At 61.6% G+C, this 26,993-nt stretch carries 25 protein-coding genes and 1 pseudogene; 18 read left to right on the top strand and 8 right to left on the bottom strand.

Features of this window, described 5'->3' with window-relative positions:
* Positions 1-131: 131 nt before the first annotated feature.
* The 5 genes from ACEN83_RS02665 to ACEN83_RS02645 all read left to right on the top strand — a co-directional run bounded on the left by ACEN83_RS02665 (position 132) and on the right by ACEN83_RS02645 (position 5,561).
* Positions 132-782 (top strand): TetR/AcrR family transcriptional regulator, encoded by a 651-nt coding sequence (locus ACEN83_RS02665; protein WP_007971879.1) that lies wholly within the window; start codon positions 132-134, stop codon positions 780-782.
* 6 nt (positions 783-788) lie between these two features.
* Positions 789-1,370 (top strand): IMPACT family protein, encoded by a 582-nt coding sequence (locus tag ACEN83_RS02660; protein ID WP_495579428.1) that lies wholly within the window; start codon positions 789-791, stop codon positions 1,368-1,370.
* A 581-nt stretch (positions 1,371-1,951) separates the two neighbouring features.
* Entirely contained in the window at positions 1,952-3,517 is a 1,566-nt protein-coding gene (locus ACEN83_RS02655; RefSeq protein ID WP_495579427.1) for an ABC transporter ATP-binding protein, read from the top strand.
* Positions 3,518-3,528: 11 nt separating this feature from the next.
* The gene (locus ACEN83_RS02650) at positions 3,529-4,635 is read left to right on the top strand and encodes an ABC transporter permease (protein WP_495579426.1); all 1,107 of its coding nucleotides are present in this window, start codon (positions 3,529-3,531) and stop codon (positions 4,633-4,635) included.
* Positions 4,635-5,561 carry an ABC transporter permease gene (locus ACEN83_RS02645; RefSeq protein WP_495579425.1) on the top strand — a complete coding sequence of 309 codons (927 nt, stop codon included), beginning with the start codon at positions 4,635-4,637 and terminating at the stop codon, positions 5,559-5,561. Before ACEN83_RS02650 ends, ACEN83_RS02645 begins: the two co-directional genes overlap by 1 nt.
* Here the strand turns inward: ACEN83_RS02645 and ACEN83_RS02640 are convergent.
* Positions 5,558-6,049: a hypothetical protein gene (locus ACEN83_RS02640; RefSeq protein ID WP_495579424.1), complete on the bottom strand. Its 492-nt coding sequence runs from the start codon at positions 6,047-6,049 to the stop codon at positions 5,558-5,560. The two genes, ACEN83_RS02645 and ACEN83_RS02640, sit on opposite strands and share 4 nt — an antisense overlap.
* An 82-nt stretch (positions 6,050-6,131) precedes the next feature.
* Here ACEN83_RS02640 and ACEN83_RS02635 point away from each other — a divergent pair, with 82 nt between their 5' ends.
* The 3 genes from ACEN83_RS02635 (at position 6,132) to ACEN83_RS02625 (ending at position 8,810) form a co-directional block, all read left to right on the top strand.
* Positions 6,132-6,488 (top strand): MerR family transcriptional regulator, encoded by a 357-nt coding sequence (locus ACEN83_RS02635; protein WP_033047544.1) that lies wholly within the window; start codon positions 6,132-6,134, stop codon positions 6,486-6,488.
* 19 nt (positions 6,489-6,507) lie between these two features.
* Entirely contained in the window at positions 6,508-7,197 is a 690-nt protein-coding gene (locus tag ACEN83_RS02630) for an SDR family oxidoreductase (RefSeq protein ID WP_007971868.1), read from the top strand.
* 254 nt (positions 7,198-7,451) lie between these two features.
* Positions 7,452-8,810 (top strand): 8-oxoguanine deaminase, encoded by a 1,359-nt coding sequence (locus ACEN83_RS02625; RefSeq protein WP_495579423.1) that lies wholly within the window; start codon positions 7,452-7,454, stop codon positions 8,808-8,810.
* An 85-nt stretch (positions 8,811-8,895) separates the two neighbouring features.
* On the opposite strand, the gene ACEN83_RS02620 is transcribed toward ACEN83_RS02625, so the two are convergent.
* The gene (locus ACEN83_RS02620; protein ID WP_495579422.1) at positions 8,896-9,984 is read right to left on the bottom strand and encodes a calcium:cation antiporter; all 1,089 of its coding nucleotides are present in this window, start codon (positions 9,982-9,984) and stop codon (positions 8,896-8,898) included.
* Positions 9,985-10,282: 298 nt separating this feature from the next.
* On the opposite strand from ACEN83_RS02620, the gene ACEN83_RS02615 reads away from it, so the two are divergent.
* The 3 genes from ACEN83_RS02615 to ACEN83_RS02605 all read left to right on the top strand — a co-directional run bounded on the left by ACEN83_RS02615 (position 10,283) and on the right by ACEN83_RS02605 (position 13,480).
* Positions 10,283-11,365 carry a BMP family ABC transporter substrate-binding protein gene (locus ACEN83_RS02615; RefSeq protein ID WP_007971863.1) on the top strand — a complete coding sequence of 361 codons (1,083 nt, stop codon included), beginning with the start codon at positions 10,283-10,285 and terminating at the stop codon, positions 11,363-11,365.
* A 113-nt stretch (positions 11,366-11,478) separates the two neighbouring features.
* Positions 11,479-12,444 (top strand): isopenicillin N synthase family dioxygenase, encoded by a 966-nt coding sequence (locus ACEN83_RS02610; protein ID WP_495579421.1) that lies wholly within the window; start codon positions 11,479-11,481, stop codon positions 12,442-12,444.
* 82 nt (positions 12,445-12,526) lie between these two features.
* Positions 12,527-13,480, top strand: coding sequence for an adenosine deaminase (locus ACEN83_RS02605; RefSeq protein WP_495579420.1), 954 nt, complete (start codon positions 12,527-12,529; stop codon positions 13,478-13,480).
* Positions 13,481-13,557: 77 nt separating this feature from the next.
* On the opposite strand, the gene ACEN83_RS02600 is transcribed toward ACEN83_RS02605, so the two are convergent.
* The gene (locus ACEN83_RS02600; RefSeq protein ID WP_495579419.1) at positions 13,558-14,292 is read right to left on the bottom strand and encodes an ArsR/SmtB family transcription factor; all 735 of its coding nucleotides are present in this window, start codon (positions 14,290-14,292) and stop codon (positions 13,558-13,560) included.
* 317 nt (positions 14,293-14,609) lie between these two features.
* Positions 14,610-15,539 carry a transcription regulator VimR gene (gene vimR / locus ACEN83_RS02595; RefSeq protein ID WP_495579418.1) on the bottom strand — a complete coding sequence of 310 codons (930 nt, stop codon included), beginning with the start codon at positions 15,537-15,539 and terminating at the stop codon, positions 14,610-14,612.
* A gap of 126 nt (positions 15,540-15,665) precedes the next feature.
* Between vimR and ACEN83_RS02590 the strand changes: the two genes are divergently transcribed.
* Positions 15,666-16,679 (top strand): zinc-binding alcohol dehydrogenase family protein, encoded by a 1,014-nt coding sequence (locus ACEN83_RS02590; RefSeq protein ID WP_495579417.1) that lies wholly within the window; start codon positions 15,666-15,668, stop codon positions 16,677-16,679.
* A gap of 236 nt (positions 16,680-16,915) precedes the next feature.
* Entirely contained in the window at positions 16,916-17,089 is a 174-nt protein-coding gene (locus tag ACEN83_RS02585; RefSeq protein ID WP_007971850.1) for a hypothetical protein, read from the top strand.
* An 8-nt stretch (positions 17,090-17,097) separates the two neighbouring features.
* On the opposite strand, the gene ACEN83_RS02580 is transcribed toward ACEN83_RS02585, so the two are convergent.
* Positions 17,098-18,294, bottom strand: a complete 1,197-nt coding sequence (locus ACEN83_RS02580; RefSeq protein ID WP_495579416.1) for a multidrug effflux MFS transporter — start codon at positions 18,292-18,294, stop codon at positions 17,098-17,100.
* A gap of 90 nt (positions 18,295-18,384) precedes the next feature.
* Positions 18,385-18,582 carry a cation transporter gene (locus tag ACEN83_RS02575; RefSeq protein ID WP_007971846.1) on the bottom strand — a complete coding sequence of 66 codons (198 nt, stop codon included), beginning with the start codon at positions 18,580-18,582 and terminating at the stop codon, positions 18,385-18,387.
* A 148-nt stretch (positions 18,583-18,730) separates the two neighbouring features.
* Between ACEN83_RS02575 and ACEN83_RS02570 the strand changes: the two genes are divergently transcribed.
* The 3 genes from ACEN83_RS02570 to cueR all read left to right on the top strand — a co-directional run bounded on the left by ACEN83_RS02570 (position 18,731) and on the right by cueR (position 22,113).
* Positions 18,731-19,114, top strand: a complete 384-nt coding sequence (locus ACEN83_RS02570; protein ID WP_007971844.1) for a hypothetical protein — start codon at positions 18,731-18,733, stop codon at positions 19,112-19,114.
* A 201-nt stretch (positions 19,115-19,315) separates the two neighbouring features.
* Complete coding sequence (locus ACEN83_RS02565; RefSeq protein ID WP_495579415.1) at positions 19,316-21,709, top strand: heavy metal translocating P-type ATPase; 2,394 nt, start codon at positions 19,316-19,318, stop codon at positions 21,707-21,709.
* Positions 21,706-22,113: a Cu(I)-responsive transcriptional regulator gene (gene cueR / locus ACEN83_RS02560; RefSeq protein ID WP_116582417.1), complete on the top strand. Its 408-nt coding sequence runs from the start codon at positions 21,706-21,708 to the stop codon at positions 22,111-22,113. Before ACEN83_RS02565 ends, cueR begins: the two co-directional genes overlap by 4 nt.
* A gap of 125 nt (positions 22,114-22,238) precedes the next feature.
* Here the strand turns inward: cueR and ACEN83_RS02555 are convergent, their stop codons facing one another.
* Positions 22,239-23,132 carry a PA4780 family RIO1-like protein kinase gene (locus tag ACEN83_RS02555; RefSeq protein WP_015093327.1) on the bottom strand — a complete coding sequence of 298 codons (894 nt, stop codon included), beginning with the start codon at positions 23,130-23,132 and terminating at the stop codon, positions 22,239-22,241.
* A 344-nt stretch (positions 23,133-23,476) separates the two neighbouring features.
* Here ACEN83_RS02555 and ACEN83_RS02550 point away from each other — a divergent pair.
* Together ACEN83_RS02550 and ACEN83_RS02545 are read left to right on the top strand one after the other, a co-directional pair.
* Positions 23,477-24,667 (top strand): annotated as a pseudogene (locus ACEN83_RS02550) (cache domain-containing protein); the annotation flags it as partial.
* A gap of 90 nt (positions 24,668-24,757) precedes the next feature.
* The gene (locus ACEN83_RS02545; RefSeq protein ID WP_371917236.1) at positions 24,758-25,525 is read left to right on the top strand and encodes a methyl-accepting chemotaxis protein; all 768 of its coding nucleotides are present in this window, start codon (positions 24,758-24,760) and stop codon (positions 25,523-25,525) included.
* 84 nt (positions 25,526-25,609) lie between these two features.
* Here ACEN83_RS02545 and ACEN83_RS02540 read toward each other — a convergent pair whose 3' ends face one another.
* Positions 25,610-26,887, bottom strand: coding sequence for an acetyl-CoA C-acetyltransferase (locus ACEN83_RS02540; protein ID WP_218483020.1), 1,278 nt, complete (start codon positions 26,885-26,887; stop codon positions 25,610-25,612).
* Positions 26,888-26,993: the final 106 nt, after the last annotated feature.

The following is a 26,993-nucleotide window of genomic DNA, read 5'->3' as shown; positions in this document are numbered from 1 at the left end:
CTGCGATCCTTTGATCCTTGAAATCAAGATCAAAAGATCGCAGCCTTCGGCAGCTCCTACAGGGTTGTGGCGGTTTCGGTTTTACGCTATCAACGCACTGGCTGCACCCACCTACCTGTTCGGAAGTGCCTATGACCTTTGAAGTCCCAGCCCACGGCGGAAAACCCGTCAGCCGCATTCGTCAGAAGAACGAAGAGACCATCATCAAAGCCGCCGAAGACGAGTTCGCCCGTCACGGGTACAAAGGCACGAGCATGAACACCATCGCCCAGAATGCCGGGCTGCCCAAGGCAAACCTGCATTACTACTTCACCAACAAGCTCGGTTTGTACGTGGCGGTGCTGAGCAACATCATCGAGTTGTGGGACAGCACCTTCAACACCCTCACCGCCGAGGATGATCCGACCGAGGCCTTGACCCGTTACATTCGCGCCAAAATGGAGTTCTCCCGCCGCCAGCCGCAAGCCTCGCGGATTTTCGCCATGGAAGTCATCAGTGGCGGTGAATGCCTGACCGAGTATTTCAACCAGGACTATCGCGCCTGGTTCCAGGGCCGTGCGGGCGTGTTCCAGGCCTGGATCGACGCCGGTAAAATGGACCCGGTCGACCCGGTGCACCTGATCTTCCTGTTGTGGGGCAGCACCCAGCATTACGCCGACTTCGCCACGCAGATCTGCCGCGTCACCGGGCGCACCAAGTTGACCAAGCAAGACATGGAAGACGCCGGGGACAACCTGATCCGCATCATTCTCAAGGGCTGCGGCCTGAAACCTGCCATCTAAATACATATGCCTTTTACCCTCAGCGGTTTTTGCGAATACCGCGAAGAGATTCGCAAGAGCCGCTTCATTACCTTCGCCGCGCCGATCTCCAGCCCGGCCGAGGCCCAGGCGTTCATTGAACAGCACAGTGACTTGAATGCCTCGCACAACTGCTGGGCGTGGAAGCTCGGCGATCAATATCGCAGCACCGATGATGGCGAGCCCGGTGGCACGGCAGGTCGGCCGATTCTGGCGGCGATCGAGGCGCAGGATTGCGATCAGGTCGCGGTGCTGGTGATTCGCTGGTACGGCGGCATCCAACTGGGCACCGGTGGTCTCGCCCGGGCCTATGGCGGCGGTGCGAACAAATGCCTGCAAGCGGCGCCAAAGGTTGAGTTGATCAGCCGGGTGCCGTTGCGTTGCGCTTGCGGGTTTGCCGAGCTGGCGTTGGTCAAGCTGCGGGTGGCGGAGGCAGGTGGACTGGTTGTGGATGAAAGCTTCACCGCCAATGGGGTCGAGTTGCGGTTGGCGGTGGGCGACGCGCAGATCGATACCTTGCAGTCACAGCTGGCCGATTTGAGTCGTGGACGTATTCTTTTGCAGCGCTGAAAACAAGGGCAAAAGATCGCAGCCTTCGGCAGCTCCTACAGGGGATCGTGCTGCGATCTTTTGGGGCACGCCGCTTTTCCACTTATTCCATATTTGCCCACATCTGCTGTGCACCCGGCTGTGGATAACCTGAGCACATACCGCTGTAACCCTTCTGTCATGCGGCTTTGCGGACTTTGCTCAATTTTCGTCCAATCTGCCATCAAGCGCATCAAATTCAAGTAAAAACAAACAGTTACAACGATTTATCACCTTTAGAAGAAAGCCACCCAGTGCTTATGCCCATGCCTTGAGCTTGCGCACAAATACTGTGGAGCAATCTGTGGATAACCCGTTCATGGCCGTCTCGGCACCCTGCACGGTATGGCTTGTGGTCGATTGATCATTTTTTAAGCAAAAGCCTACGAGCAAAATCGGGGCTTGATTTGCACCCTTGCCCCCATCTGGTGCCGGGTTCTGCGTGGCTCATTTGAAAGCCGCGGGCTCAACACCTCGGCTCACAGGACTTGAAAATTTTCCTGACCTGATGGCCAGAAAATTGCTTTATCCACAGGCACAAGTCCAACAGCACCGAGCCTGTCATGCCCAATCACGCTCCAATCCCGGATCCGGTTCCGCGCCTGCAACTGCGCGCAATCACAAAACGCTACCCCGGTTGCCTGGCCAACGATGCCATCGACCTGACCATTGCCCCTGGCGAGATCCATGCCCTGCTTGGCGAAAACGGCGCGGGCAAAAGCACGCTGATGAAAATCATCTACGGCGTCACACAGGCCGATTCGGGCGAGGTGATCTGGCAGGGGCAGCGGGTGAGCCTGCGCAACCCGGCCCAGGCGCGAGGCCTGGGCATTGGCATGGTGTTCCAGCACTTCTCGCTGTTCGAAACCTTGAGCGTGGCGCAGAACATCGCCCTGGCCATGGGCGCGGCGGCAGGCACACCCAGACAACTTGAGCCGAAGATTCGCGAGGTGTCGCGACGCTATGGCATGGCGCTGGAACCGGAGCGACTTGTCCACAGCCTATCGATCGGGGAACGGCAACGGGTGGAAATCATTCACTGCCTGATGCAGGACATCCGCCTGCTGATTCTCGATGAACCGACTTCGGTGCTGACGCCGCAAGAGGCCGACGACTTGTTCGTCACCCTGCGCCGGCTCGCCGCCGAGGGCTGCAGCATTTTGTTCATCAGCCACAAGCTCGGGGAAGTCCGCGCGTTGTGCCAGAGCGCGACGGTACTGCGCGGCGGGCGCGTGACCGGACATTGCGTGCCAGCCGACTGTACGGATCAGCAACTGGCGCGCCTGATGGTCGGTGAGGCGGCCGAGCTGAACGCAAACTATCCGAAGGTGACCGGGGGTGATGCGTTCCTTGAGGTACATGGATTGTCCTGGCACAACCCGGACCCGTTCGGGTGCTCGCTCAAGGACATCAATCTTGAAGTGCGCAGCGGTGAAATCGTCGGCATCGCCGGGGTCGCGGGCAATGGCCAGGACGAGCTGCTGGCCCTGCTCAGCGGCGAACAACGCCTCAATCGCAACGAAGGCGCAACCCTGCGCTTTGGCCAGGAACCGGTTGCCCATTTATACCCCGATGCACGTCGCAGACTGGGCCTGAGCTTTGTCCCTGCCGAACGCCTGGGCCATGGTGCGGTGCCAGAGTTGAACCTGGCAGACAACGTGCTGTTGACCGCTTTCCAGCAAGGACTGGTGAGCAAGGGTCTGATCCGGCGCAGCAGAGTCGAAACGCTGGCCGAGGAAATCATCCGCCGTTTCGGGGTCAAGACACCCGATAGCCAGACCCCGGCCCGCAGCCTGTCCGGCGGCAACCTGCAGAAATTCATCCTCGGCCGGGAAATTCTTCAGCAACCCAGGCTGCTGGTCGCCGCGCACCCGACCTGGGGGGTGGACGTCGGCGCCGCCGCCACCATTCACCGCGCCTTGATTGCCTTGCGCGATGCCGGCGCGGCGATCCTGGTGATTTCCGAAGACCTCGACGAACTGTTCCAGATCAGCGACCGCCTCGGCGCCCTGTGCGACGGTCGCCTGTCGGCGCTCCACGCCACGGTCGATACGCGCCTGAGCGATGTCGGCGGCTGGATGGCCGGTCAGTTCGCAGCCCCTCAATCACTCGCATCCGCCACGCGCTAACGGAGTGTCACATGCCGCTTTCTCTTGAACCCCGTGGCCAGCAATCGCGGCTGATGCTGTGGTGCTCGCCGTTGCTGGCGGCTGCGCTGACCCTGGGCTGTGGATCGTTGTTGTTCATCGCGCTCGGGCATGACCCGCTGCTGACCTTGCACACGCTGCTGATCGCTCCGGTCAGCGACCTGTATGGCGTCTCTGAATTGTTGGTCAAAGCCCTGCCGATCCTGCTGTGCGCATTGGGCCTGGCCGTCGCCTACCAGGCGCGCATCTGGAACATCGGTGCCGAGGGTCAGCTGCTGCTCGGTGCATTGGCCGGCAGTGCGCTGGCGGTCAATATCATCGATATGCAAAGCCGCTGGGCGCTGGTGGCGATTCTGCTCACCGGCACCCTGGCCGGTGCCGCCTGGGCCGGCCTGACCGCATGGTTGCGCACGCGCTTCAACGCCAATGAAATCCTGACCAGCATCATGCTCAACTACATCGCGCTGAACCTGTTGCTGTTTTGCGTTCACGGTCCGTTGAAGGATCCCGCCGGGTTCAATTTCCCCGAGTCAGCGATGTTCGGGGATGCCAGCCGCTTGCCGCTCCTGATGGAGGATGGACGGGTTCATGCCGGGGTGTATTTCGCCCTGCTCGCCTTGGTGGCGGTGTGGGTGCTGTTGCAGAAAAGCTTCATCGGTTTCCAGATCAAGGTGCTCGGGCTGGACAAGCGGGCCGCCGGATTCGTCGGCTTTCGCGAGAAACGTTTGATCTGGCTCGCGCTGTTGATCAGCGGCGGTCTGGCCGGCCTTGCCGGTGTGTGCGAAGTCACCGGGCCGATCGGTCAGTTGGTGCCGCAGGTCTCGCCGGGCTACGGCTATGCGGCGATCACCGTAGCGTTTCTCGGGCGCCTGAATCCGCTTGGCATCCTGTTTTCCAGCCTGTTGATGGCGCTGCTGTACATCGGCGGCGAAAGTGCACAAATGAGCCTGAACCTGCCGCAAGCGATCACCCAATTGTTCCAGGGCATGATGCTGTTTTTCCTGCTGGCCAGCGATGTGCTGATTCTCTACCGGCCGCGCCTGAACCTGCGCTGGACCCGCCGTGCCCAAGCCACCGCCGTACACGCAGGAGCGTTGTGATGGATATCGATCTGCTGAGCAATATTTTCTACGCCATGGTCCGCTGCGGTACGCCGTTGCTGTTGGTGGCGCTGGGGGAACTGATCTGCGAGAAAAGCGGCGTCCTCAATCTGGGCCAGGAAGGCATGATGCTGTTTGGCGCGGTGATCGGTTTCATCGTCGCGTTCAACACCGGGAACCTGTGGCTCGGCGTAGTGCTGGCGATGTTCGCCGGGATGCTGCTGTCATCGCTGTTTGCGCTGGTGGCGCTGGTGTTCAATGCCAATCAGGTGGCCACCGGTCTGGCCCTGACGATTTTCGGCGTGGGCCTGTCGACTTTTGTCGGGGCGGCCTGGGTCGGCAAGCCGCTGGCGGGTTTCGAACCCTTGGCGATTCCCTATCTGAGCGAGATCCCGCTAATCGGGCGGATGCTGTTTGCCCAGGACCTGTTGGTCTATCTGTCGTTCACACTGTTTGCGCTGGTGGCCTGGGTCATTCTGAAAAGCCGTGTCGGGCTGATCATTCAAGCCGTCGGGGAAAATCCCGCGGCCGCCAGTGCCATGGGTTTGCCGGTGTTGTCAGTACGTACGTTGGCGGTGTTGTTTGGTGGCGCCATGGCCGGATTGGCCGGGGCCTATCTGTCCCTGGCGTACACGCCGATGTGGGCGGAAAACATGAGCGCCGGGCGCGGCTGGATTGCCCTGGCGCTTGTGGTGTTCGCCAGTTGGCGGGTGTGGCGCCTGCTGCTCGGCGCGTACCTGTTCGGGCTCGCCAGCATCCTGCACCTGGTGGCGCAGGGATTGGGGCTGGCGATTCCGTCGAGCCTGCTGGCGATGCTGCCGTATGTCGCGACCATTGTGGTATTGGTGCTGTTGTCACGGGATGCGCTGCGGACACGGTTGTATGCGCCGGTGTCGTTGGGGCAGCCGTGGCAGGCCGGGCATTAGGTGGTGACCGGGCCGTCCCCTTCGCGGGCAAGCCCGCTGCCACAGGGAGTTGGCGTGAACTCGGTCAAATGTGGGAGCGGGCTTGCCCGCGAAGGCGTCCGAACAGGCAACACTTGAGCAATGCCCCAAACCAATTCAAACACCAGAAAAACCACCAGAATCGAACTCGCCCCCTGGATCAGGGCATAAGCCTGCCAGGCCGAGAACAGGAATCTGGCCACGGCGTCATACCGCCCGAAAACCTGCTGCGGATCACGAATCCGCAGCACCGCCCATACGCAGACGATCGAGCCCAACAGATTCGCCATCAACATGTGCAGCGGTTCGAACGGTGGCAACTCACCCGGCAAACTCAACGCCTGGCTCAGCGCAGTCAAAACCCCATGCAACGCTGCAAAACTCCACGGCGTGACAAACGCCATCGTCACCAACAAGTCATACCAGGCACTGCCTTGCACCAACCGGCGATATTGCGCTGTAGTCCACATCGTCATTGCTCCATCAATTCAGGGAGCAACAAGGCTAAAGCCTGGAGTATGCTCCAGGGTCAAGCCCCTTCGAGACGTCATGATGCGCATCGGTGAATTAGCCCGGGCCAGCGCCGTCAGCCGCGACACGTTGCGCTTCTACGAGCAACGCGGATTGATCGCGGCGCAACGCAGCGCCAACGGGTATCGCGACTATCCGCCAGACATGGTGCAACTGGTGCAGTACATCAAGACCGCTCAACGGCTGGGCTTTACCCTCGGCGAGATCGGCAACAGCGTCACGGCAATCTGGCAGTCGCCCGATCCGGACAGCGCCGTCACGCAACTGCTGCAAGACAAACTCAAACTGATCGAAGCCCGCATGGCCGAACTCGGCGCGCTACGCGAAGAGTTGCAACAACGGCTCGGGCAACAGTGTCCATTGAATCCACGATCCTGAACTCTCAAGGAAGCCACTCATGTCCAAGGCAAAAACCGCGCTCATCATCGGCGCCTCCCGAGGGCTCGGCCTCGGGCTGGTGAAAACCCTGCTGGCCGATGGCTGGCAAGTCACTGCCACCGTGCGCGACCCGCAAAAGGCCGAGGCCTTGCAGGCCCTGGGCAAGGTGCGGATCGAAAAGCTCGACATGGACGATCAGCCCGCGGTGTCCGCCCTGAGCCAACAACTCAAGGGCGAGGTGTTTGACCTGTTGTTCGTCAATGCCGGGGTCAAGGGGCCAGATGTCCAGACACCCAACGGTGGCGCGACGATGGCCGACGTCGGACAGCTGTTTTTCACCAACGCCGTGGCGCCGATCAACCTGGCCCAGCGTTTTGTCGAGCAGATCCGCCCGGACAGCGGCGTGCTGGCGTTCATGAGTTCCGTGCTGGGCAGCGTGACCATGCCCGATGCGCCGGAGCTGGCGCTGTACAAGGCCAGCAAGGCGGCACTGAATTCCATGACCAACAGCTTCGTCACTCAGTTGGGCGACACAACGCTCACTGTGCTGTCGCTGCACCCGGGCTGGGTGAAGACCGACATGGGCGGTGAAGGCGCGGACATCGATGTCGAAACCAGCACCCGTGGCCTGGTTGATCAGGTGAATGCGTACGTCGGCAAGGGCGGGCATCACTTCATCAATTACCGGGGTGAGACCATTCCCTGGTAACCCCTCAGATCAAAATGTGGGAGCGGGCTTGCTCGCGAAAGCGTAGTGTCAGCCAACATCAACGTTGCAGTTACACCGTCTTCGCGAGCAAGCCCGCTCCCACAGTATTACTCTTCGTCTGGTCGGGTTGGGCTTGCCCGCCAGAGCGTTTTGATCGAAACTGCCCACCTCGCCTCCCCGGCGAACCTGGATCAGCAGACAGGGCAACACTGAGCTGGCAACCCTGAACCCAATTTTCAGAGGAGCCGGCCAACATGCCTGCGACCCGTACCTGGTTAAAAAATCCCCTCGCCATTTTCACCTCCAACGGTCTCGATGCCCGAGGCGGCCTGGTGCTGCAAGACGGTTTGATCGTCGAAGTGCTAGGCGCAGGCCAGCAACCATCCGCGCCGTGCAATGAAGTGTTCGATGCCCGCGAGCATGTGATCCTGCCGGGCCTGATCAACACCCATCACCATTTCTATCAAACCCTGACCCGCGCCTGGGCACCGGTGGTCAATCAGCCGCTGTTCCCGTGGCTGAAAACCCTGTACCCGGTCTGGGCACGCCTGACCCCGGAAAAGCTCGCCCTCGCCACCAAGGTCGCACTGGCCGAATTGCTGCTGTCCGGCTGCACCACCGCCGCCGACCATCACTACCTGTTCCCGGAAGGTCTGGAAAATGCCATCGACGTGCAAGTCGAGAGCGTTCGCGAACTGGGCATGCGCGCCATGCTCACCCGCGGCTCCATGAGCCTCGGTGAAAAGGACGGTGGCCTGCCGCCGCAACAGACCGTGCAGGAAGGCGAAGTGATCCTCGCCGACAGCCAGCGGCTGATCGCCGAATACCACGAGCGCGGTGATGGCGCGCAAATCCAGATCGCCCTGGCACCCTGCTCGCCGTTCTCGGTGACCCCGGAAATCATGTCGGCCAGTGCCGAACTGGCGAACACACTCGACGTGCGCCTGCACACCCACCTCGCAGAAACCCTCGACGAAGAAGATTTCTGCCTGCAACGCTTCGGCCTGCGCACCGTGGATTATCTGGACAGCGTCGGCTGGCTCGGCCCACGCACCTGGCTGGCCCATGGCATCCACTTCAACCCGGACGAGATCGCCCGCCTCGGCGCCGCCGGAACCGGTATCTGCCATTGCCCGAGTTCGAACATGCGCCTGGCCTCGGGCATCTGCCCGAGCATCGAATTGACTGACGCCGGCGCCCTGCTGGGCCTGGGCGTGGACGGTTCGGCCTCCAACGATGCCTCGAACATGATGCTCGAAGCGCGCCAGGCCCTGTACATCCAGCGCCTGCGCTACGGCGCCGAGAAAATCACCCCGGAACGCGTGCTCGGCTGGGCGACCAAAGGTTCGGCCAGTCTGTTGGGACGTACCGATATCGGCGAGTTGGCAGTAGGCAAGCAGGCCGACCTGGCGCTGTTCAAGCTGGATGAACTGCGCTTCTCCGGCAGCCATGATCCGGTCTCGGCCCTGCTGCTATGCGGCGCCGATCGCGCGGACCGGGTGATGGTCGGCGGTAAGTGGCGAGTGATTGACGGGCAGGTCGAGGGGCTGGACCTGAAGGGCTTGATTGCCGATCACAGCCAGGCGGCGCGACAGTTGATCAGCGGCGTCTGATCGGACGCTATCGCCGGCAAGCCGGCTCCTACAGGTTTGCGGTCGACGCATAATCTGTAGGAGCCGGCTTGCCGGCGATGCTTTTTTACAGGCCCAACAAAGACAACATGATAAACGTCGCAAACAACACGAAATGGGTCATGCCTTCGATGGCGTTGGTTTCGCCGTCGTTGAGATTGATCGCGCTGACGATCAGGGTCAGAAACACCATCACGGTCTGCACCGGGGTCATGGCCATCTGGAATGGCTGGCCGGTATAGAGCGCCATCGCCTCCATCACCGGCACCGTCAGGATCACCGTCGACAATGACGCGCCCAAGGCGATGTTGACCACCGACTGCATGCGGTTGGCCAGTGCCGCGCGTAATGCGGTCAAGATCTCCGGCGCCGCAGAGATCGCCGCCACCAGGATCGCCGTAATCACCGGCGGTGCCCCCGTTCCTTCCAGCCCCAGATCAAGGGTCCTGGACATCACTTCGGCCAGTGCGCCAATCACCACCACCCCGAACACCAGGGTGCCGATACTCAGCACCAGATTGACCGACTGCGGTTCCGCGCCGGGCTCCTTCCGGCGGCGCTTGTCCGGGTAGCTGTAGCTGAAAAAATAACTGTGCGGCCCGACCTGCATGCGCAGGAACAAGGCGTAGAGCACCACCATGGTGCCGATGGTAAAGGCCGAATAGAGCTTCCATCGCGCTTCGGGAATGAACTCCGGCACCACCATCGAGACCCCCATGGCGGTGAGAATCATCACGCTGTAACTGCGCGCCGAATCGTCGTTATAGGACTGTTCGCCATGCTTGAGCCCGCCCATCAACGCCGCGAGGCCAAGGATGCCATTGATGTCGAGCATCACCGCCGAGTAGATCGTATCGCGCACCAGCGTGGCCGAGGCTTCGTTGCTCATCATGATCGCCAGGATCACCACTTCCACCAGCACGGCGGCCAGGGTCAGGATCATCGTGCCGTAGGGATCACCGACCTTCTCCGCCAGCAACTCGGCCTGATGGGCAACGCGCATGGAAGCGGCGACGATGAAGGCGATCAGCACCAACCCGCTGATCAATGCGATGCCCTGGCCGCTGTGCAGCATCCAGTGCTCCAGCGGATAGGCCACGCACGCGGCGATCAACGCCAACAGCAGGAAGCCTTCTTGCTTGAGGGTGGTGAGCATGGCGAGCCTTTTTGCCGAGTGGTGCCGATGAGCTACTGACTGCGGGGTGACGTTAACGTTTCGTTTTACCTTAGCGCACCATGGGCAGGCAGGAAGGTGCATTGGCGCACCGGAGTGTGTCATCGCTGGCAAGCCAGCTCCTACAGGGGAACGGTGATCCGGCTTTTGTAGGAGCTGGCTTGCCAGCGATAGCGCACTCACAACCGCCGCAAAACCTTCAGCCTTTAATTTTGTTGTCCGGTTGGTCAGCCATTTGCATTGCCCCTGCCAACCACAGAACAAAATGGAGCTCCAATTCATGCACAACCGTCCGTTGAAGAAGCTGCTTTGCGCCATTACCGCCGCCATCGGCCTCGGCGCCAGCCTGAGTGCCAGTGCCAACGACCCGCTGAAAGTCGGCTTCGTTTACATCGGCCCGATCGGCGACCACGGCTGGACCTATCAGCATGAACAGGGACGCAAGGAGCTCGCGGCAAAATTCGGCCCGCAGATCACCACCAACTACGTGGAGAACGTCGCCGAAGGTGCCGACGCCGAGCGGGTGATCCGCAACATGGCCAAGGACAAATACGACCTGATCTTCACCACGTCCTTCGGCTACATGAACCCGACCGTGAAAGTCGCCAGGCAGTTTCCCCAGGTGACCTTCGAACACGCCACCGGCTACAAGCAGGACAAGAACCTCGGCACCTATCTGGCACGCACCTATGAAGGTCGCTACGTCGGTGGCTTCCTCGCGGCGAAGATGACCAAGACCAAAAAAATCGGCTATGTCGCCTCGTTCCCGATCCCGGAGGTGATCCGCGACATCAACGCCATCCAGCTGGCCCTGAACAAGTACAACCCTGGCACTGAGATCAAGGTGGTGTGGGTCAACTCCTGGTTCGATCCGGGCAAGGAAGCGGATGCCGCCAATGCGCTGATCGACCAGGGCGTGGACGTGGTGTTCCAGCACACCGACAGCCCGGCGCCGATCCAGGCCGCCGAACGTCGCGGCGTGTATGCGGTGGGCTACGCTTCGGACATGGCGCACTTCGGGCCGAAGGCGGTGCTGACCTCCATCGTCAACGACTGGGGGCCGCACTACATTCAGGCAGCCCAAAGCCTGATCGACCATGACTGGAAGTCCCAGGACTACTGGGGCGGCTTGAAAGAGGGCACGGTTGAGCTGCCGATCAGCGACCTGGTGCCGGCAGCGGTGAAAAGCGAAGCCGAACAGCTCATCGCCAATATCAAGAGCGGTACGCTGCAGCCGTTCACCGGGCCGATCAAGGATCAGGCCGGCGTCGAAAAAATCCCGGCGGGCGTGAGCGCGACCACGGCGGAACTGGCGTCGATGAACTACTACGTGGAAGGCATGAAGGCGGAAATACCGAAGTAACACACATCCCCTGTAGGAGCTGCCGCAGGCTGCGATCTTTTGATCTTGCTTTTAAAAGATCGCAGCCTGCGGCAGCTCCTACATCGGAAATTCAGCGTTTTCAAGGATTGCGCATGACCAGCCTCCCCATCATCGACATCGCCCCGCTCTACAGCGACGACCAGAACGCCTGGCCAGCCGTGGCCGCACACATCGACCACGCCTGCCGCGAGTGGGGTTTCTTCTACATCAAGGGCCATCCAATCAGTGCCGTCCGCATCGACGCCCTGCTCGACCACGCCAGACGCTTCTTCGCCCAACCCACCGCCGAAAAACTCAAGATCGACATCACCCAGAGCCATCATCATCGCGGCTACGGCGCCATCGCCACCGAACAGCTGGACCCGAGCAAGCCCAGCGACCTCAAGGAAACCTTTGACATGGGCCTGCACCTGCCGGCCGACCACCCTGACGTACTGGCGGAAAAACCCTTGCGCGGCCCCAATCGCCATCCGTCCCTGCCCGGTTGGGAAGCGCTGATGGAGCAACACTACGTCGACATGCAGGCCCTCGCACAAACGCTGTTGCGGGCAATGACCATTGCGCTGGGGATCGAGCGCGACTTCTTCGACACTCGCTTCAATGACCCGGTCAGTGTGTTGCGCCTGATCCACTACCCACCGCGTCACACGGCCAGCTCCACCGAGCAGCAAGGCGCCGGCGCCCATACCGACTACGGCTGCATCACCCTGCTCTATCAGGACGCCGCCGGTGGCTTGCAGGTACGCAACGTCAAAGGCGAATGGATCGACGCGCCCCCCATCGACGGTACGTTCGTGGTCAACCTCGGCGACATGATGGCGCGCTGGAGCAACGATCGTTACCTGTCGACGCCGCACCGGGTGATCAGCCCGCTCGGCGTGGATCGCTATTCGATGCCGTTCTTCGCCGAGCCGCACCCGGATACCCGCATCGAATGCCTGCCCGGTTGTCAGGATGCATTGCACCCGGCGAAATACCCGGCCACCACCTGCGCCGGGTTCCTGCTCTCGCGCTTCGCCGATACCTACGCTTATCGACGGGAACAGGAAGCGGTGTGATGAACCGCCTGGTCAGGTTTTACCAATTGTTGCGGCAACCCTCTGTAGAATGGCGACCATTGCACCTGATGAGAAAAGAATCATGTATGACTGGCTGAACGCCCTGCCCAAGGCAGAATTGCACCTGCACCTGGAAGGTTCGCTGGAACCCGAGCTGTTGTTCGCCCTGGCCGAGCGCAACAAGATTGCCTTGCCATGGAGCGACGTCGAAACCTTGCGCAAGGCGTATGCCTTCAACAACCTGCAGGAGTTCCTCGACCTGTATTACCGGGGTGCCGACGTACTGCGCACCTCCCAGGATTTCTATGACCTGACCTGGGCATACCTGCTGCGCTGCAAAGAGCAGAACGTGATTCACACCGAACCGTTCTTCGACCCGCAGACCCACACCGACCGTGGCATCCCGTTCGAGGTGGTGCTCAATGGTATCGCCGCCGCGCTGAAGGATGGCGAGCAGCAGCTGGGCATCACCAGCGGTTTGATCCTGAGCTTCCTGCGCCATCTGAGCGAAAATGAAGCGCAGAAAACCCTCGACCAGGCACTGCCGTTCCGCGATGCGTTCGTCGCCGTGGGTCTGGACAGTTCCGAGATGGGCCACCCGCCGAGCAAGTTCCAGCGCGTGTTCGACCGTGCCCGTCACGAAGGCTTCCTGACCGTCGCCCACGCCGGTGAAGAAGGCCCGCCCGAGTACATCTGGGAAGCCATCGACCTGCTGAAAATCCAGCGCATCGACCATGGCGTACGCGCCATCGAAGACGAGCGCCTGATGCAGCGGATCATTGACGAGCAGATCCCGCTGACCGTGTGCCCTCTGTCGAACACCAAACTGTGTGTGTTCGATCACATGTCGCAGCACAACATTCTCGACATGCTGGAACGCGGTGTGAAAGTGACCGTGAACTCCGATGACCCGGCGTACTTCGGCGGTTATGTCACGGAGAACTTCCATGCCCTGCACACTCACCTGGGCATGACCCAGGACCAGGCCAGACGCCTGGCGCAGAACAGTCTCGATGCGCGGTTGGTGAAACCCTAGGGGCAAACGCAAACCGTGTAGGAGCTGGCTTGCCAGCGATGCTGGATGGGAGGCCGCCATCACTGGCAAGCCGGCGCCTACAACGCCATTTCCAGCTCGGTTTCCAGGGCAAAGCGATGAATTTCGCGTTGCCCGGAGGCCGTCACTTGCAAGGCCCGGGAATCGTTGGGCAGGCTCAGCCACCCCGACTGCATGAACAGCTGCAACAAGGCCGCCCCCAGCGAGCCGCCCATGTGCGGGCGTCTTTCGCTCCAGTCAGGGCACGCGCAGGCAACCCTGCCGTTGTGATGGGCCAGCGCCTGGATGAACACTCCCCGTGCCGCCAACTCCGTCGCGCCCTTGAGCGTGACCGTGACCCGCTGATCCGTATGTTCGATCCAGCCCGCTTCCAGCAGTCGCTGATACAGGTCGGCGGACAGGGTACCCCCCAAGTGATCGTCGCACAGCCGGGCACTCAGCAGTGACGAGCGCACAGCCCGAGGTTTGACGAGTGGCGCATTGCGCTTGAACACCTCCGGAATATCCTGGGGCGCGCTGGCGAAGGTCGCGCTGGCCAGCGCCTCGATAGCCGCCCCGACCTCGGGGGCAGCCAGGCGGAAGAAGCGTTTGCGGCCACGGTTTTCAACCCTTAACAGACCTCCAGCGGACAAACGTCCCAGGTGTGCACTGGCCGAAGACGGTGACAGGCCGGCCAGCAATGCCAACTCTTCGGTTGCTCGCGCCGAACCATCCATCAAGGCCCACATCATTGCGCTGCGCTTTGGGTCAGCCAGCAAAGTGGCGATCTGGCTGATGCAAGGTGCATGTTCCATGTATTCACTCCCTGTTGAATCGTTTCGTCTTCTGACCAGAAACATCTTGACCAGTAATGTGTCGTCGGCCAATCCGCGGAAACTGCCAAGAATCCGGCAACGCCTTGCTCACCCATCAGCGCTGCCTGGCCGATACCGCGAAGGCCAGAAGGATGACCGTGCTGCCGGGCCGACTCGAACGTGGACCCGCCATGGGGGGGATCGACGCTACTGACATGATGAGGGCGCTAGTATATGCGGGTTGGTCGGCGGATCCTGTCCTCCGCCCGGCATAGGTGGTGATCGTTCCTGAGGGAAATTTCTCTTTTTTTGTGCGACTAATCAGCGATATCCGAAAAACCCGAAAATTGACTGCTCAACAGGGCGCATCGGCTGACAAGCATTTCGCGCAACAGGTTCACCGGCTTACTCAATTGTGCGCGATGGGCGCACAACAGATTCAACGGTGCGCGCTCGCAGAGCAGTTCCGGCATCAGCACCTTCAAGCGGCCGGCCAGTACATCGGCGGCGACATCGAGCCAGGATTTGTAGGCGATCCCGGCACCGGCAACGGCCCAAAGCCGAACGACATCGGCATCGTCACTGAAGCGATCGCCGCTGACGGTCAGGCTGACTTCGCGTTTGCCGTCGTGAAAACTCCAGTGATCGTGGACCCTGCTGCCGAGCATGTACAACAGGCAATTGTGCTGTGCCAGTTGCTCAAGGTGCCGCGGTTCGCCGTGGCGAGCCAGATAGTCGGGAGCGGCGCACAACACCCGGCGGTTCTGCGGGGCGATGGGCAGCGCCACCAGGCTGGAGTCTTCCGGTTCACCGTAGCGCAGGGCAATGTCTACCGGCTGGCGGAACAGGTCGGCGATGCGATCCCCCAGCAGCAGGCGCACGGTCAGTTTCGGATGCTCGCGCTGAAACTGGTCAAGCCAGGGCAACAGCAGATGGCGGCCAAAGTCCGACGGCGCCGACAGTTGCAGAACCCCGCTGACCTGGTCCTGACCGCTGGCCAGTAATCGCCGGCCCTCGTCGAGATTGCTCAGGGCCGCGCGGGCATATTCGAGAAAGCCCTCGCCTTCGGCGGTCAGGCGCAAGCTGCGGGTCGAACGGGCCAATAGACGGGCGCCGAGTTGCCGTTCGATGCGCTTGAGCGCTGCACTGGCCACCGCCGCCGACATGTCCATACCCCGCGCGGCGGCGGACAGACTGCCCAGGTCAGCCGCCCGGACAAACAACTGCAAGTCATCGAAACGCAGCATCAAGAGCACCGATTATCAAAAAAACATTGAAAGAGACTGCTCTTTTAGCCGGTTTTATCTTCAGGAGAAATAGCCAATCATCTCCCCCATCGAATCACTTCTTTTATTAGTGTTCAGGAGTCGCCCATGAAAGCCATTGCCTACTACGCCTCGTTACCGATCAGTGACGACAAAGCCCTGCAAGACATCGAGCTGCCGGAGCCGGTTGCCGGACCTCGCGACTTGCTGGTGGAAGTCAAAGCCATCTCGGTCAACCCGGTGGACACCAAGGTGCGCCAGAACGTCCAGCCCGAAGGCGGTGCGGCCAAGGTGCTGGGCTGGGACGTGGCTGGCGTGGTCAAGGCCGTGGGCAGTGACGTGACGCTGTTCTCGGTCGGCGACAAGGTGTTTTACGCCGGTTCCATCGCCCGGGCGGGCGGCAACAGCGAATTGCATGTGGTGGACGAACGCATCGTCGGCCACATGCCCAAGACCCTTGGTTTCGCCGAGGCCGCCGCCCTGCCGCTCACCGCGATCACGGCCTGGGAACTGTTGTTCGAACGCCTGCAAGTGCGCGAAAGCAAAACCGACGAGGGCCAGAGCCTGTTGATCGTCGGCGCGGCAGGTGGCGTGGGCTCGATTCTTACGCAACTGGCTCACCAGCTGACGGCCCTGAAAGTCATCGGCACCGCTTCGCGTGCGCAGACCCAAAGCTGGGTGAAGGAGCTGGGTGCCGACCTGGTGATCGACCACGGCCAGCCACTGAGCGAAGCACTCAAGCGCGCCGGTGTGGATCAGGTCACTCACGTCGCCAGCCTGACCCAGACCGACCAGCACCTGGACCAACTGGTCGAGGCGTTGGCGCCCCAAGGCAAACTGGCGCTGATCGATGACCCCAAGTCGCTGGACGTGACCAAGCTCAAGCGCAAGAGCCTGTCACTGCACTGGGAGTTCATGTACACCCGTTCGCTGTTTGAAACCGCGGACATGATCGAGCAGCACAACCTGCTCAATCGCGTCGCCTGGCTGATCGATGCCGGGACACTGAAAACCACAGTGGGCGAACACTTCGGCACGATCAACGCGGCCAATTTGCGCCGTGCCCATGCCCTGCTGGAAAGCGGTAAGGCCAAGGGCAAGATCGTTCTGGAAGGGTTTTGAAACGCTGAAAAAAACCCTTTGCGGTTTCATCGTTTCTGCGTTTTTTCGTCTGCGACCGGAACATCCCGGTCGCAGACAACCCCTTTGGAGCGCCTCGAAAAGTCGTGTTTTTTTTAGTTACAAACCGTCAGTCCGACAGTTGATCCTTGTCACAATGCTGCTCGTATTCAGGACTACAATCGAATCTCCTGCGAGGCAGTCTTTTGCGTAACGTCTTTTACGAGAGGTGATCCGCTGTGAAGATCCTGATAAAAGAACTGGCAAAATCCCAGTGGCAAGTCCGTCTAGACCAGCATGCGGTGACGTTCCGCAGCGAAGCAGAAGCTCGCGCTTTCACGCGTACCCTCGAAGCCCGCATCCAGGCTCCTCACCAGATTCCCATCCTCCACCCGCAGCGTGCTGCCGGCTGATTCCGGCCTCAAGCCTGGGCTTGCGCCAGCGCCCGGGCATTTTGCAAACGCCGGGTGAGCACTGCAGCGCTCACCACCAGAATTCCGCACAGGCTGATGACCATGGCCATCGGCACGGCGCTGCCATCGTGCAAAACGCCCACCAGCGCGGAGGCGCCGGCCGCCACACTGAACTGCAGGCAACCGAGCAGCGCCGACGCGCTGCCGGCCCGTGCGCCCTGTCCGCTCATCGCACAGGCGGCGGCGTTGGGGCTGATGCAACCGAGGCTGGAAATACAGATGAACAATGGAATCAGCAGCGGCCACAGTTGGGCCGGATGCAGAGCGCTGACAGCGAGCAGGGTCAGACCGGCCGCGAGATAAACCCACACCGCGCGCGCCAGCAAGAAGGTCGGGCCACGTTTGGCCAGCAGCCGCGCGTTGACCTGCGCCACCAGAATGAAGCCCGCCGCATTGGTGCCGAACAACCAGCCGAAATGCTCGGCCGGAACGCCGTAGAGCTTGATGATGATGAAGGGTGAACCGGCGATGTAGGCAAACATCCCGGCGATGGCGATGCCCCCGGTCAAGGCGTGGCCAAGAAATATCGGGTCGGCCAGCAGCCGACCGTACTGGCGCAGCGCGCCCGACAGCGGTTGGCGCGGTATGTGGGCCGGCAAGCTTTCCGGCAATCCCGTCGCCACCGCCAACCCCGCCAACGCACTGAACCCGGTCAAGGCCAGGAAGATCGACTGCCAGCCAGTGGTGTTGACCAGCAACCCACCCAGCAAGGGCGCGAGGATAGGCGCGAGCCCCATCACCAGCATCAACTGGGAAAAGACTTTCGCCGAGCCCACCGCATCACATTTGTCGCTGACCACCGCCCGGGAAATCACCATGCCCGCGCAGCCACCCAACGCCTGGACGAAACGCGCACCGATCAGCCACTCCAGGTTCGGCGCATAGGCGCACGCCACGGAGGCGGCGGTGAACAGGCCGACACCGGTGAGCAACGGAATGCGTCGCCCGAAACGATCCGCCACCGGGCCATAGGCCAACTGACCGATGGACAAGCCGAGGAAGTAGGCCGCCAACGTCATCTGGACGTGATTTTCGTCCGTGCCGAAAGCCAGCGCCATGGCCGGGAAGGCCGGCAGGTAGAAATCGATCGCCAGCGGACCGAAAGCGCTCAAGGCGCCGAGAATCAGAATGGTACGGAAGTTCATCAGGCATCCAGTGAGGCAGGAGTCGGCAGCCCGACAGTCTAGCCGCGCATGGACGCCTTGAACATTCCGGTAGCTCGCTAACTATCAAAATCAGGCCAGTTTGACGCCATACCCCTCTTCACTGATCGCCTCGATCACTTGCTGGGCAGTCAGCGCACTTTCGACACCGACTTCTTTAGCCGCCAGATCGACCCGCACACTGGCTGCCGGGTCCCTGGCCTGCACGGCCTGAGTGATGGCCTTGACGCAGTGGCCACAAGACATGCCTTCAACGTTGAACACTTGCATGGGATGACTCCTTTTCCGAGGGTTGAGTCCAGTTTCGAGCTTGCCACCATGGCAAGGTCAAGTTCTGAAGTTAGCTGCCGGGCTGGCAATCGGCGCTACGCTCGGCCAAGCTGCGTCCATCAATGACTCGAACTCAGGAGATTCAGCCATGCGCTGGTCGGTTTTCAGCCTGTTTGGCTTTCTCAGCCTTTTCGCCGCCGTGCCTTCGGTCAATGCTGCCGGTCAGGATTATGGCGTGCTGATCATTTCCCGCGAGCGCCTGGAAGTCGCGACCAGCTGCGAGATCGGTGTGTACATCCAGGACCAATTGGCGGCGCGGCTGTTTCAGGAGCAGAGCACCTCGTTCAACCTGCCGCCCGGCGTTGTCTCGCTGCGCCTCAAGTTACTCCCGGGGCAGATGCCGGGTTGCAATCCGGGCATGCTCGCGCCGGGGTCGCAGGATATCCAGCTCAAGGCCGGCGATGTGCTCAAGTACCGGATCGCGATGACGCAGGAGGGCATGTACCTGAAACGCGCCGGTCTCGGCTACTGACACACCGTCCCTGTAGGAGCGAGCTTGCTCGCGATGAACGCCAACGGTAACGCTGGGTTTCTGAATGTACGCGTTGTCTGGACGTTCATCGCGAGCAAGCTCGCTCCTACAGGGGATCAGCGGTGGGTATAAGATTGGCACTTGACCTTGCCAGCATGGCAAGGTTGATCCTGTGGTCATCTACTACAGGGAGTGCGACCGATGTCCGAATCCACCACGTTCGACCTGCCGATTGCCGGCATGACCTGCGCCAGTTGCGCCGGGCGTGTCGAGCGCGCCTTGAGCAAAGTCATGGGCGCCAGTGCCGTCAGCGTCAACCTCGCCACTGAACAGGCCCGGGTCCAGGCACCCAGCGACAGCCTGCCGGCCCTGATGGATGCCGTGGCCAAGGCCGGCTACAGCGTGCCGCAGCAAAGCCTGGAACTGAGCATCGACGGCATGACCTGCGCGTCCTGCGTCGGTCGGGTCGAGCGGGCGCTGGGCAAGGTGGCGGGCGTGAAAAGCGTCAGCGTCAACCTGGCCAACGAACGCGCCCATCTTGAACTGCTCGGCCAGGTCGATCCGCAAACCTTGATCGCGGCCGTGACCAAGGCCGGTTACGCCGCCAGCGTATGGGAAGCCGAACACCCGCCGGCCGACAATCAGCAACAGCGCCTGCATCGCGAACGCCTGGCCTTGATCATGGCCATCGTCCTCGCCTTGCCGCTGGTCCTGCCGATGTTGCTGCAACCGTTCGGCGTGCACTGGATGCTCCCGGCCTGGGCGCAATTCACCTTGGCCACGCCGGTGCAATTCATCTTCGGTGCACGGTTTTACGTCGCGGCCTGGAAAGCCGTACGCGCCGGAGCCGGCAACATGGATTTGCTGGTGGCCCTGGGCACCAGCGCCGGTTATGGCTTGAGTGTGTATGAATGGGCCACCGCCGCCGGGCGCATGCCGCACCTGTATTTCGAAGCCTCGGCGGTGGTGATCGCCTTGGTGTTGCTGGGCAAGTACCTGGAAAGCCGCGCCAAGCGCCAGACCGCCAGCGCCATCCGCGCCCTCGAAGCCTTGCGCCCGGAACGAGCGATTCAGGTGCTCGATGGCCGCGAGCAGGAAGTCGCCATCAGCGCCCTGCGCCTCAATGACCTGGTGATGGTCAAACCCGGAGAGCGCTTCCCGGTCGATGGCGAAGTGATAGAAGGCCAGAGCCACGCCGATGAAGCCCTGATCAGTGGCGAGAGCCTGCCGGTGCCCAAACAGCCCGGCGACAAAGTCACGGGCGGCGCGATCAACGGTGAAGGACGGTTGCTGGTGCGGACCCAGGCCCTCGGTGCGGAAACCGTACTGGCACGGATCATCCGCCTGGTGGAAGACGCCCAGGCCGCAAAGGCGCCGATCCAGAAACTGGTGGATAAAGTCAGCCAGGTGTTCGTGCCCACCGTGCTGTTGATTGCCCTGGCAACCCTGATCGGCTGGTGGCTGTATGGCGCGCCGATGGAAACCGCGCTGATCAACGCCGTGGCGGTGCTGGTGATCGCCTGCCCTTGCGCACTGGGCCTGGCCACGCCGACGGCGATCATGGCCGGCACCGGCGTGGCGGCACGCTACGGGATTCTGATCAAGGACGCCGAAGCCCTGGAGCGCGCCCATGAAGTCAGCTCGGTGGTGTTCGACAAGACCGGCACCCTGACCTCCGGCGCCCCGCGCATTGCTCATCTGAGTGCCATCGACGGCAATGAAGCGAGTCTGCTGCAACTGGCCGGCGCCCTGCAACGCGGCAGTGAGCATCCGTTGGCCAAAGCTGTTCTGGATGTCTGCGCCGAACGCCACTTGAAGGTGGCCGACATCAGCGACAGCCAATCCCTGACCGGCCGCGGCATTGCCGGCACACTGGAGGGGCGTCGCCTGGCCCTGGGCAATCGTCGCCTGCTGGAAGACAGCGGCTTGAACGCCGGACCGTTGGCCGACTCGGCGATCGCGTGGGAACAAGAAGGCCGGACCTTGTCCTGGCTGATCGAACAATCCCCCGATCCCCAGGTGCTGGGCCTGTTCGCCTTCGGTGACACTCTCAAGCCCGGCGCGCTGCAAGCGGTGCAGCAACTGAGCGCACGGAACATCAGCAGCCACCTGCTGACGGGCGATAATCGCGGCAGCGCCAAGGTGGTGGCCGAGGCGTTGGGCATCACGGATGTGCATGCCGAAGTACTGCCGGCGGACAAAGCCGCCACCGTCGCCGCACTGAAAGAAACCGGCGTGGTGGCGATGGTCGGCGACGGCATCAATGACGCCCCGGCACTGGCCGCCGCCGACATCGGCATCGCCATGGGTGGCGGCACCGACGTCGCCATGCACGCGGCCGGTATCACCCTTATGCGCGGCGATCCGCGACTGGTACCGGCTGCATTGGAGATCAGTCGCAAGACCTACGCCAAGATTCGGCAGAACCTGTTCTGGGCCTTCGTCTATAACCTGATCGGCATTCCGCTGGCGGCGTTTGGATTCCTCAATCCAGTGCTGGCCGGTGCAGCCATGGCGTTGTCGAGCGTCAGCGTGGTGAGCAATGCGCTACTGTTGAAAACCTGGAAACCCAAGGACCTGGAGGACAACCGATGAACATCGGCCAAGCGGCCCGCCACAGCGGCCTGAGCGCAAAGATGATCCGTTACTACGAATCCATCGGCCTGCTCAAGGCCGCCCATCGCACCGACAGCGGTTATCGGGTGTATGGCGATGACGACCTGCACACGCTGGCGTTCATCAAGCGCTCGCGGGACCTGGGGTTTTCCCTGGAGGAAGTCGGCAAGTTGCTGACACTCTGGCAAGACCGCCAGCGCGCCAGCGCCGATGTGAAGGCTTTGGCCCGTCAGCATATCGATGAGCTGAACCGGAAGATCCGTGAACTGGGGCAGTTGCGCGATACGTTGCAGGATCTGGTTGAGCACTGCCATGGCGACCATCGGCCGGATTGCCCGATCCTCAAGAATCTGGAATCCGGCTGCTGCACTCCCACCCTGTAGGAGCTGCCGCAGGCTGCGATCTCTTGATCTTGCTTCTAAAAAACAAAATCAAAAGATCGCAGCCTGCGGCAGCTCCTACAGGAGGTACAAAAAACCCGGCCGAAGCCGGGTTTTTCTTTAGCCGATCACTGCATCCACGGTGGAGGCGGTTCTTCGGTCTTGCCCGGCGGTGCATCGTCCGCCGCGCGTGCCGCTTGCTTGCGCTCTTCATCCAGGCGTGCGGCCTCGATTTCGCGCATGATGCCGCCCACGTCGGCCAGCTCCTCCGTGTCGGCGAACTCGCCGGTCAGGACGCTGGCCGGGTGCAAGGTGCCAGCCTCGTACAAGGCCCACATTTCCTTGGCGTATTTGGTCTTTTTCAATTCCGGCGCAAACCGACCGAAGTAGGACGCCATGTTGCCCACGTCGCGCTCCAGCATGCTGAACGCATGGTTGTTGCCCGCCGCATCCACCGCTTGTGGCAGGTCGATGATCACCGGGCCGGTCGGCGTCAGCAGCACGTTGAACTCGGACAGGTCGCCGTGCACCAGACCGGTACACAACATCAGCACGATTTGCGAAATCAGGAACGCGTGATATTCCCGTGCCTGGTCCGGTTCCAGCACCACATCGTTCAGACGCGGCGCGGCATCACCGTACTCGTCGGCCACCAGCTCCATGAGCAGCACGCCTTCGAGGAAGTCGAACGGCTTGGGCACCCGCACACCGGCATTGGCCAGACGGAACAGCGCCGCCACTTCGGCGTTCTGCCAGGCGTCTTCGGTTTCCTTGCGGCCAAACTTGGAGCCCTTGGCCATCGCCCGGGCCTGACGGCTGTTGCGCACCTTGCGGCCTTCCTGATACTCGGCCGCCTGACGGAAACTGCGTTTATTCGCCTCCTTGTAGACTTTCGCGCAACGTAACTGGTTACCGCAGCGCACCACATAAACAGCTGCTTCTTTACCACTCATGAGTGGGCGCAGCACCTCGTCGACCAGACCGTCCTCGATCAGGGGTTCAATGCGTTTTGGAGTCTTCATCAGCTTTTATTGTGGGTCCTTTATTACCAAACACGCGAAAGTCATTCGTTATACGGCAATCCACTCACGGGGGGGAGGGGTTGCCGACTTATGAACATTGCACAAGCACACAATGTGCCGATTTCCACAGGTAAAACCGACGACCGCCACGGGCCGCTCCGGATCATAGCCGAGCCTGCGCCACTTGTTGTGCAAGGACATTGAGGGCAATTGCGACAGAAGCTGACACCACCTCTCAAGCCTTCCGTAGGATTTTTCTCAACAGGCCTCAATTTCCGCCGACAACAGCCGAAGTCCTTAGTGACAAAGTGATTTGTCCGACAATCGCTGCCACAACAAAAGCGATGCCGCACTCAAGGACCCGGGTTGACCAAGAACGATTACGGCTGCCAATAAACCGCGAGTCATCTGCACTGCGTGGGCCTACAAGAAAATCTGGAGCGCGGATGAACATCAAACAAAAGTTGACCTGGGCGTTTGCAATCATCGCCTGCCTGCCCGTGGTGCTGGTCGCCACCCTCGTTGTGCTGAACCTGCGCAGTGATGCCAGAGACGAATTTATCGACGGCAGTGCCCGAGAGATTCGTCAGGTCAGCAACGCCATGCAATTGTTTTTTGACGGCATCAGCCAGAACGTCGATTACCTGGCCAAGCAGCCGCTGATCCGAAACTCGGACGACAGCCTCAAGACTTACATGGCTGCCAACGCCGAGAGCGTTCCCCAGGGCGAGATGGACAAGAAAGTCTTCACCCTGCTCCAGGACCTGGGCAACAGCCACCCGTCCTACGCCTATGCCATCCTCGGCACGGCGGCGGGCGGCTACGTGTCGTGGCCGGATGATCCGAAACTGAGCAACTACGACCCGCGCCAGCGCCCCTGGTACAAGGCCGCCCAGGCCAAACCGGGCAAGCCGTTCCGCACCGAGGCCTACTACTGGGCCCAGGACGACGCGACCTACGTCAGCACCGTGCGCACCATCGACAACAAGCTGGGCACCAACGGTGGCGTGGTCAGCATCGACGTGACGCTCAAGCAGCTCACCGAAATCGTCAAACAGATCAAGCTCGGCGAAACCGGCTACCTGATGCTGCTGGAAAACACCGGCACGGTCCTGGTGGATCCGAAACAACCGGAACACAACTTCAAACCGCTGAACAGCCTGGGCGAGGGCTACGCGCAACTGGCCAAGGCCGGCAAGGGCCTGGTGGAAGTGGAGTTGAACGGCGAGCGCTACATGGCCAACGTCTGGCCGTCGGAGCAACTGGGCTGGACCTTCATCGGCCTGATCAAACAGAACGACGTGATGAGCTCCGCGACCCAGTTGACCTGGTTGATCGCCATCATCGCCGCCGTCCTGGCCGTCATCTTCGCCATCGTCGGCGCCAGTTTTGCCAGCCTCATCGTGCGTCCGATCCGCAGCGTGGCCAGCGGCCTGGAAGGCATCGCCCAAGGTGAAGGCGACCTGACCCAGAACCTGCAAATCCGTGGCAACGACGAAACCGCGCAGTTGGCCAACTGGTTTAACCAGTTCCTGACCGCGATTCGCAACCTGATCCAGAACATCGGCGGCGCAGCGGGCAAGATCCTCGCCACGTCCAAGAGTTCGACCCAGGTCTCCAGCGACATGGCCGAAGCCGCCGGACGCCAGCGTGAAGCGGTGGACATGGTGTCCACGGCGTTCCACGAAATGGTCGCCACCGCCAACGAAGTCGCGCGCTCTTGCAGCCAGGCCGCGGAATCCGCCGACAGTGGCCAGCGCCAGGCGCGCGAAGGTCAGCAACAGATCGATGCGGCCGTGAACAGCGTGGATCGCCTGAGCCAGGAAATCGAACAGTCGGCCCAGTCGATGCAACAACTGGAGCGCGACAGCAATGACATTCAGTCGATTCTCGGGACCATCCGTTCGATCGCCGAACAGACCAACCTGCTGGCGCTGAACGCCGCGATCGAAGCGGCACGGGCCGGTGAACAGGGTCGCGGCTTTGCCGTGGTGGCCGACGAAGTACGGGCCCTGGCCAAGCGCACGGCCGACTCCACGGCGGAAATCGACGGGCTGCTGGGCAACCTGGCCAAACGCACCAGCCAGGTGACCCAACAGATGCACGCCAGCCTGGAAGTGTCCCAGCAATCGGTGACGCGCATCGGTGAGGCGCGCAACAGCTTCGGGCAGATTCGCGAGTCGGTGGACGTGATCCGCGACATGAACACCCAGATCGCCACGGCGGCGGAACAACAGCATCAAGTGGCCGAAGACATCAACCGGCACATCAGCCAGATCCATGGCGATGCGCAACTGGTGGCGGAACTGGCCAACTCGGCACGCCTGGATTCCCAGAGCCTGGCCGGGCTGTCGAGCGAGCTGGACGGGCTGGTGCGCAGGTTCCGCACCTGAAAATCAAAAGATAAAAGATCGCAGCCTTCGGCAGCTCCTACAGGGTAGGTGTAGGAGCTGCCGCAGGCTGCGATCTTTTGTGCATCAACGCTCGATAATCGCTGTAACCCCCTGCCCGCCCGCCGCACAAATCGAAATCAGTCCCCGCCCCTTGCCCGCCGCATCCAGCAACTTCGCCAGGTTGGCGACGATGCGCCCACCGGTGGCGGCAAACGGATGCCCCGCCGCCAATGAACTGCCCTTGACGTTGAGCCGACTGCGGTCAATCGAGCCCAAGGGTGCATCGAGCCCGAGACGGGTCTTGCAGTACTGCGGATCCTCCCAGGCCTTCAATGTGCACAGCACCTGCGCGGCGAAGGCTTCGTGGATTTCGTAGTAGTCGAAGTCCTGCAGGGTCAGGCCATTGCGCGCGAGCAAGCGCGGCACGGCGTAGACCGGCGCCATCAACAACCCTTCGGCACCGTTGACGAAATCCACCGCCGCCGCCTCGCCGTCACGCCAGTAGGCAAGAATCGGCAACCCTCGCGCCTGCGCCCATTCCTCGCTGCCCAGCAGCACCAGTGACGCCCCGTCGGTCAGCGGCGTGGAGTTGCCCGCCGTCAGGGTGCCCTTGGCGCTTTTCTCGTAGGCCGGCTTGAGTGCGGCGAGCTTTTCCAGGGTCGAATCCGGGCGCAGGTTGTTGTCTCGAGTGAGTCCCAGGAACGGCGTCATCAGGTCGTTGTGCCAGCCTTCGGCGTAGGACGCCGCCAGCTTCTGATGGCTCTCAAGCGCCAATTGATCCTGGGCTTCGCGAGGGATGTTCCAGGTCTGGGCCATCAGTTCGCAGTGCTGCCCCATGGACAACCCCGTGCGCGGCTCACCGTTGCGCGGGAACTCGGGGATCAGATGTTTGGGACGCAATTGCAGGAAGGTCTTCAGTTTGTCGCCGGTGGTTTTCGCGCGGTTGGCTTGCAGGAGGATTTTGCGCAGCCCTTCGCTGACGCTGATCGGTGCATCCGAGGTGGTGTCCACGCCACCGGCGATGCCGCAGTCGATTTGGCCCAGGGCAATCTTGTTCGCCACCAGCAACGCCGCTTCCAGCCCGGTGCCGCACGCCTGCTGGATGTCGTAGGCCGGGGTGGCGGGCGACAACCGCGAGCCGAGTACGCACTCGCGTGTGAGGTTCATGTCCCGCGCCAACTTGAGCACGGCCCCGGCGACCACTTCGCCGATGCGCTGGCCATGCAGGTTGTAACGCTCGATCAGGCCTTCGAGGGCAGCGGTGAGCATCACCTGGTTACTGGCCGTGGCGTAGGGGCCGTTGGAGCGGGCGAAAGGAATCCGGTTACCGCCGATGATCGCGACGCGGCGCAGCTGGGTCATAAGAACTCCTGATGAAAAAGGAAACTGAAACTACCCCTGTAGGAGCTGCCGAAGGCTGCGATCTTTTGACTTGGCTTTTGGAATCAAGATCAAAAGATCGCAGCCT

The sequence above is a fragment of the Pseudomonas sp. Pseusp49 genome (assembly GCF_059491875.1).
Note: the sequence above shows the minus strand (reverse complement) of the source record. Positions and strands in the feature narration are given on the sequence as shown.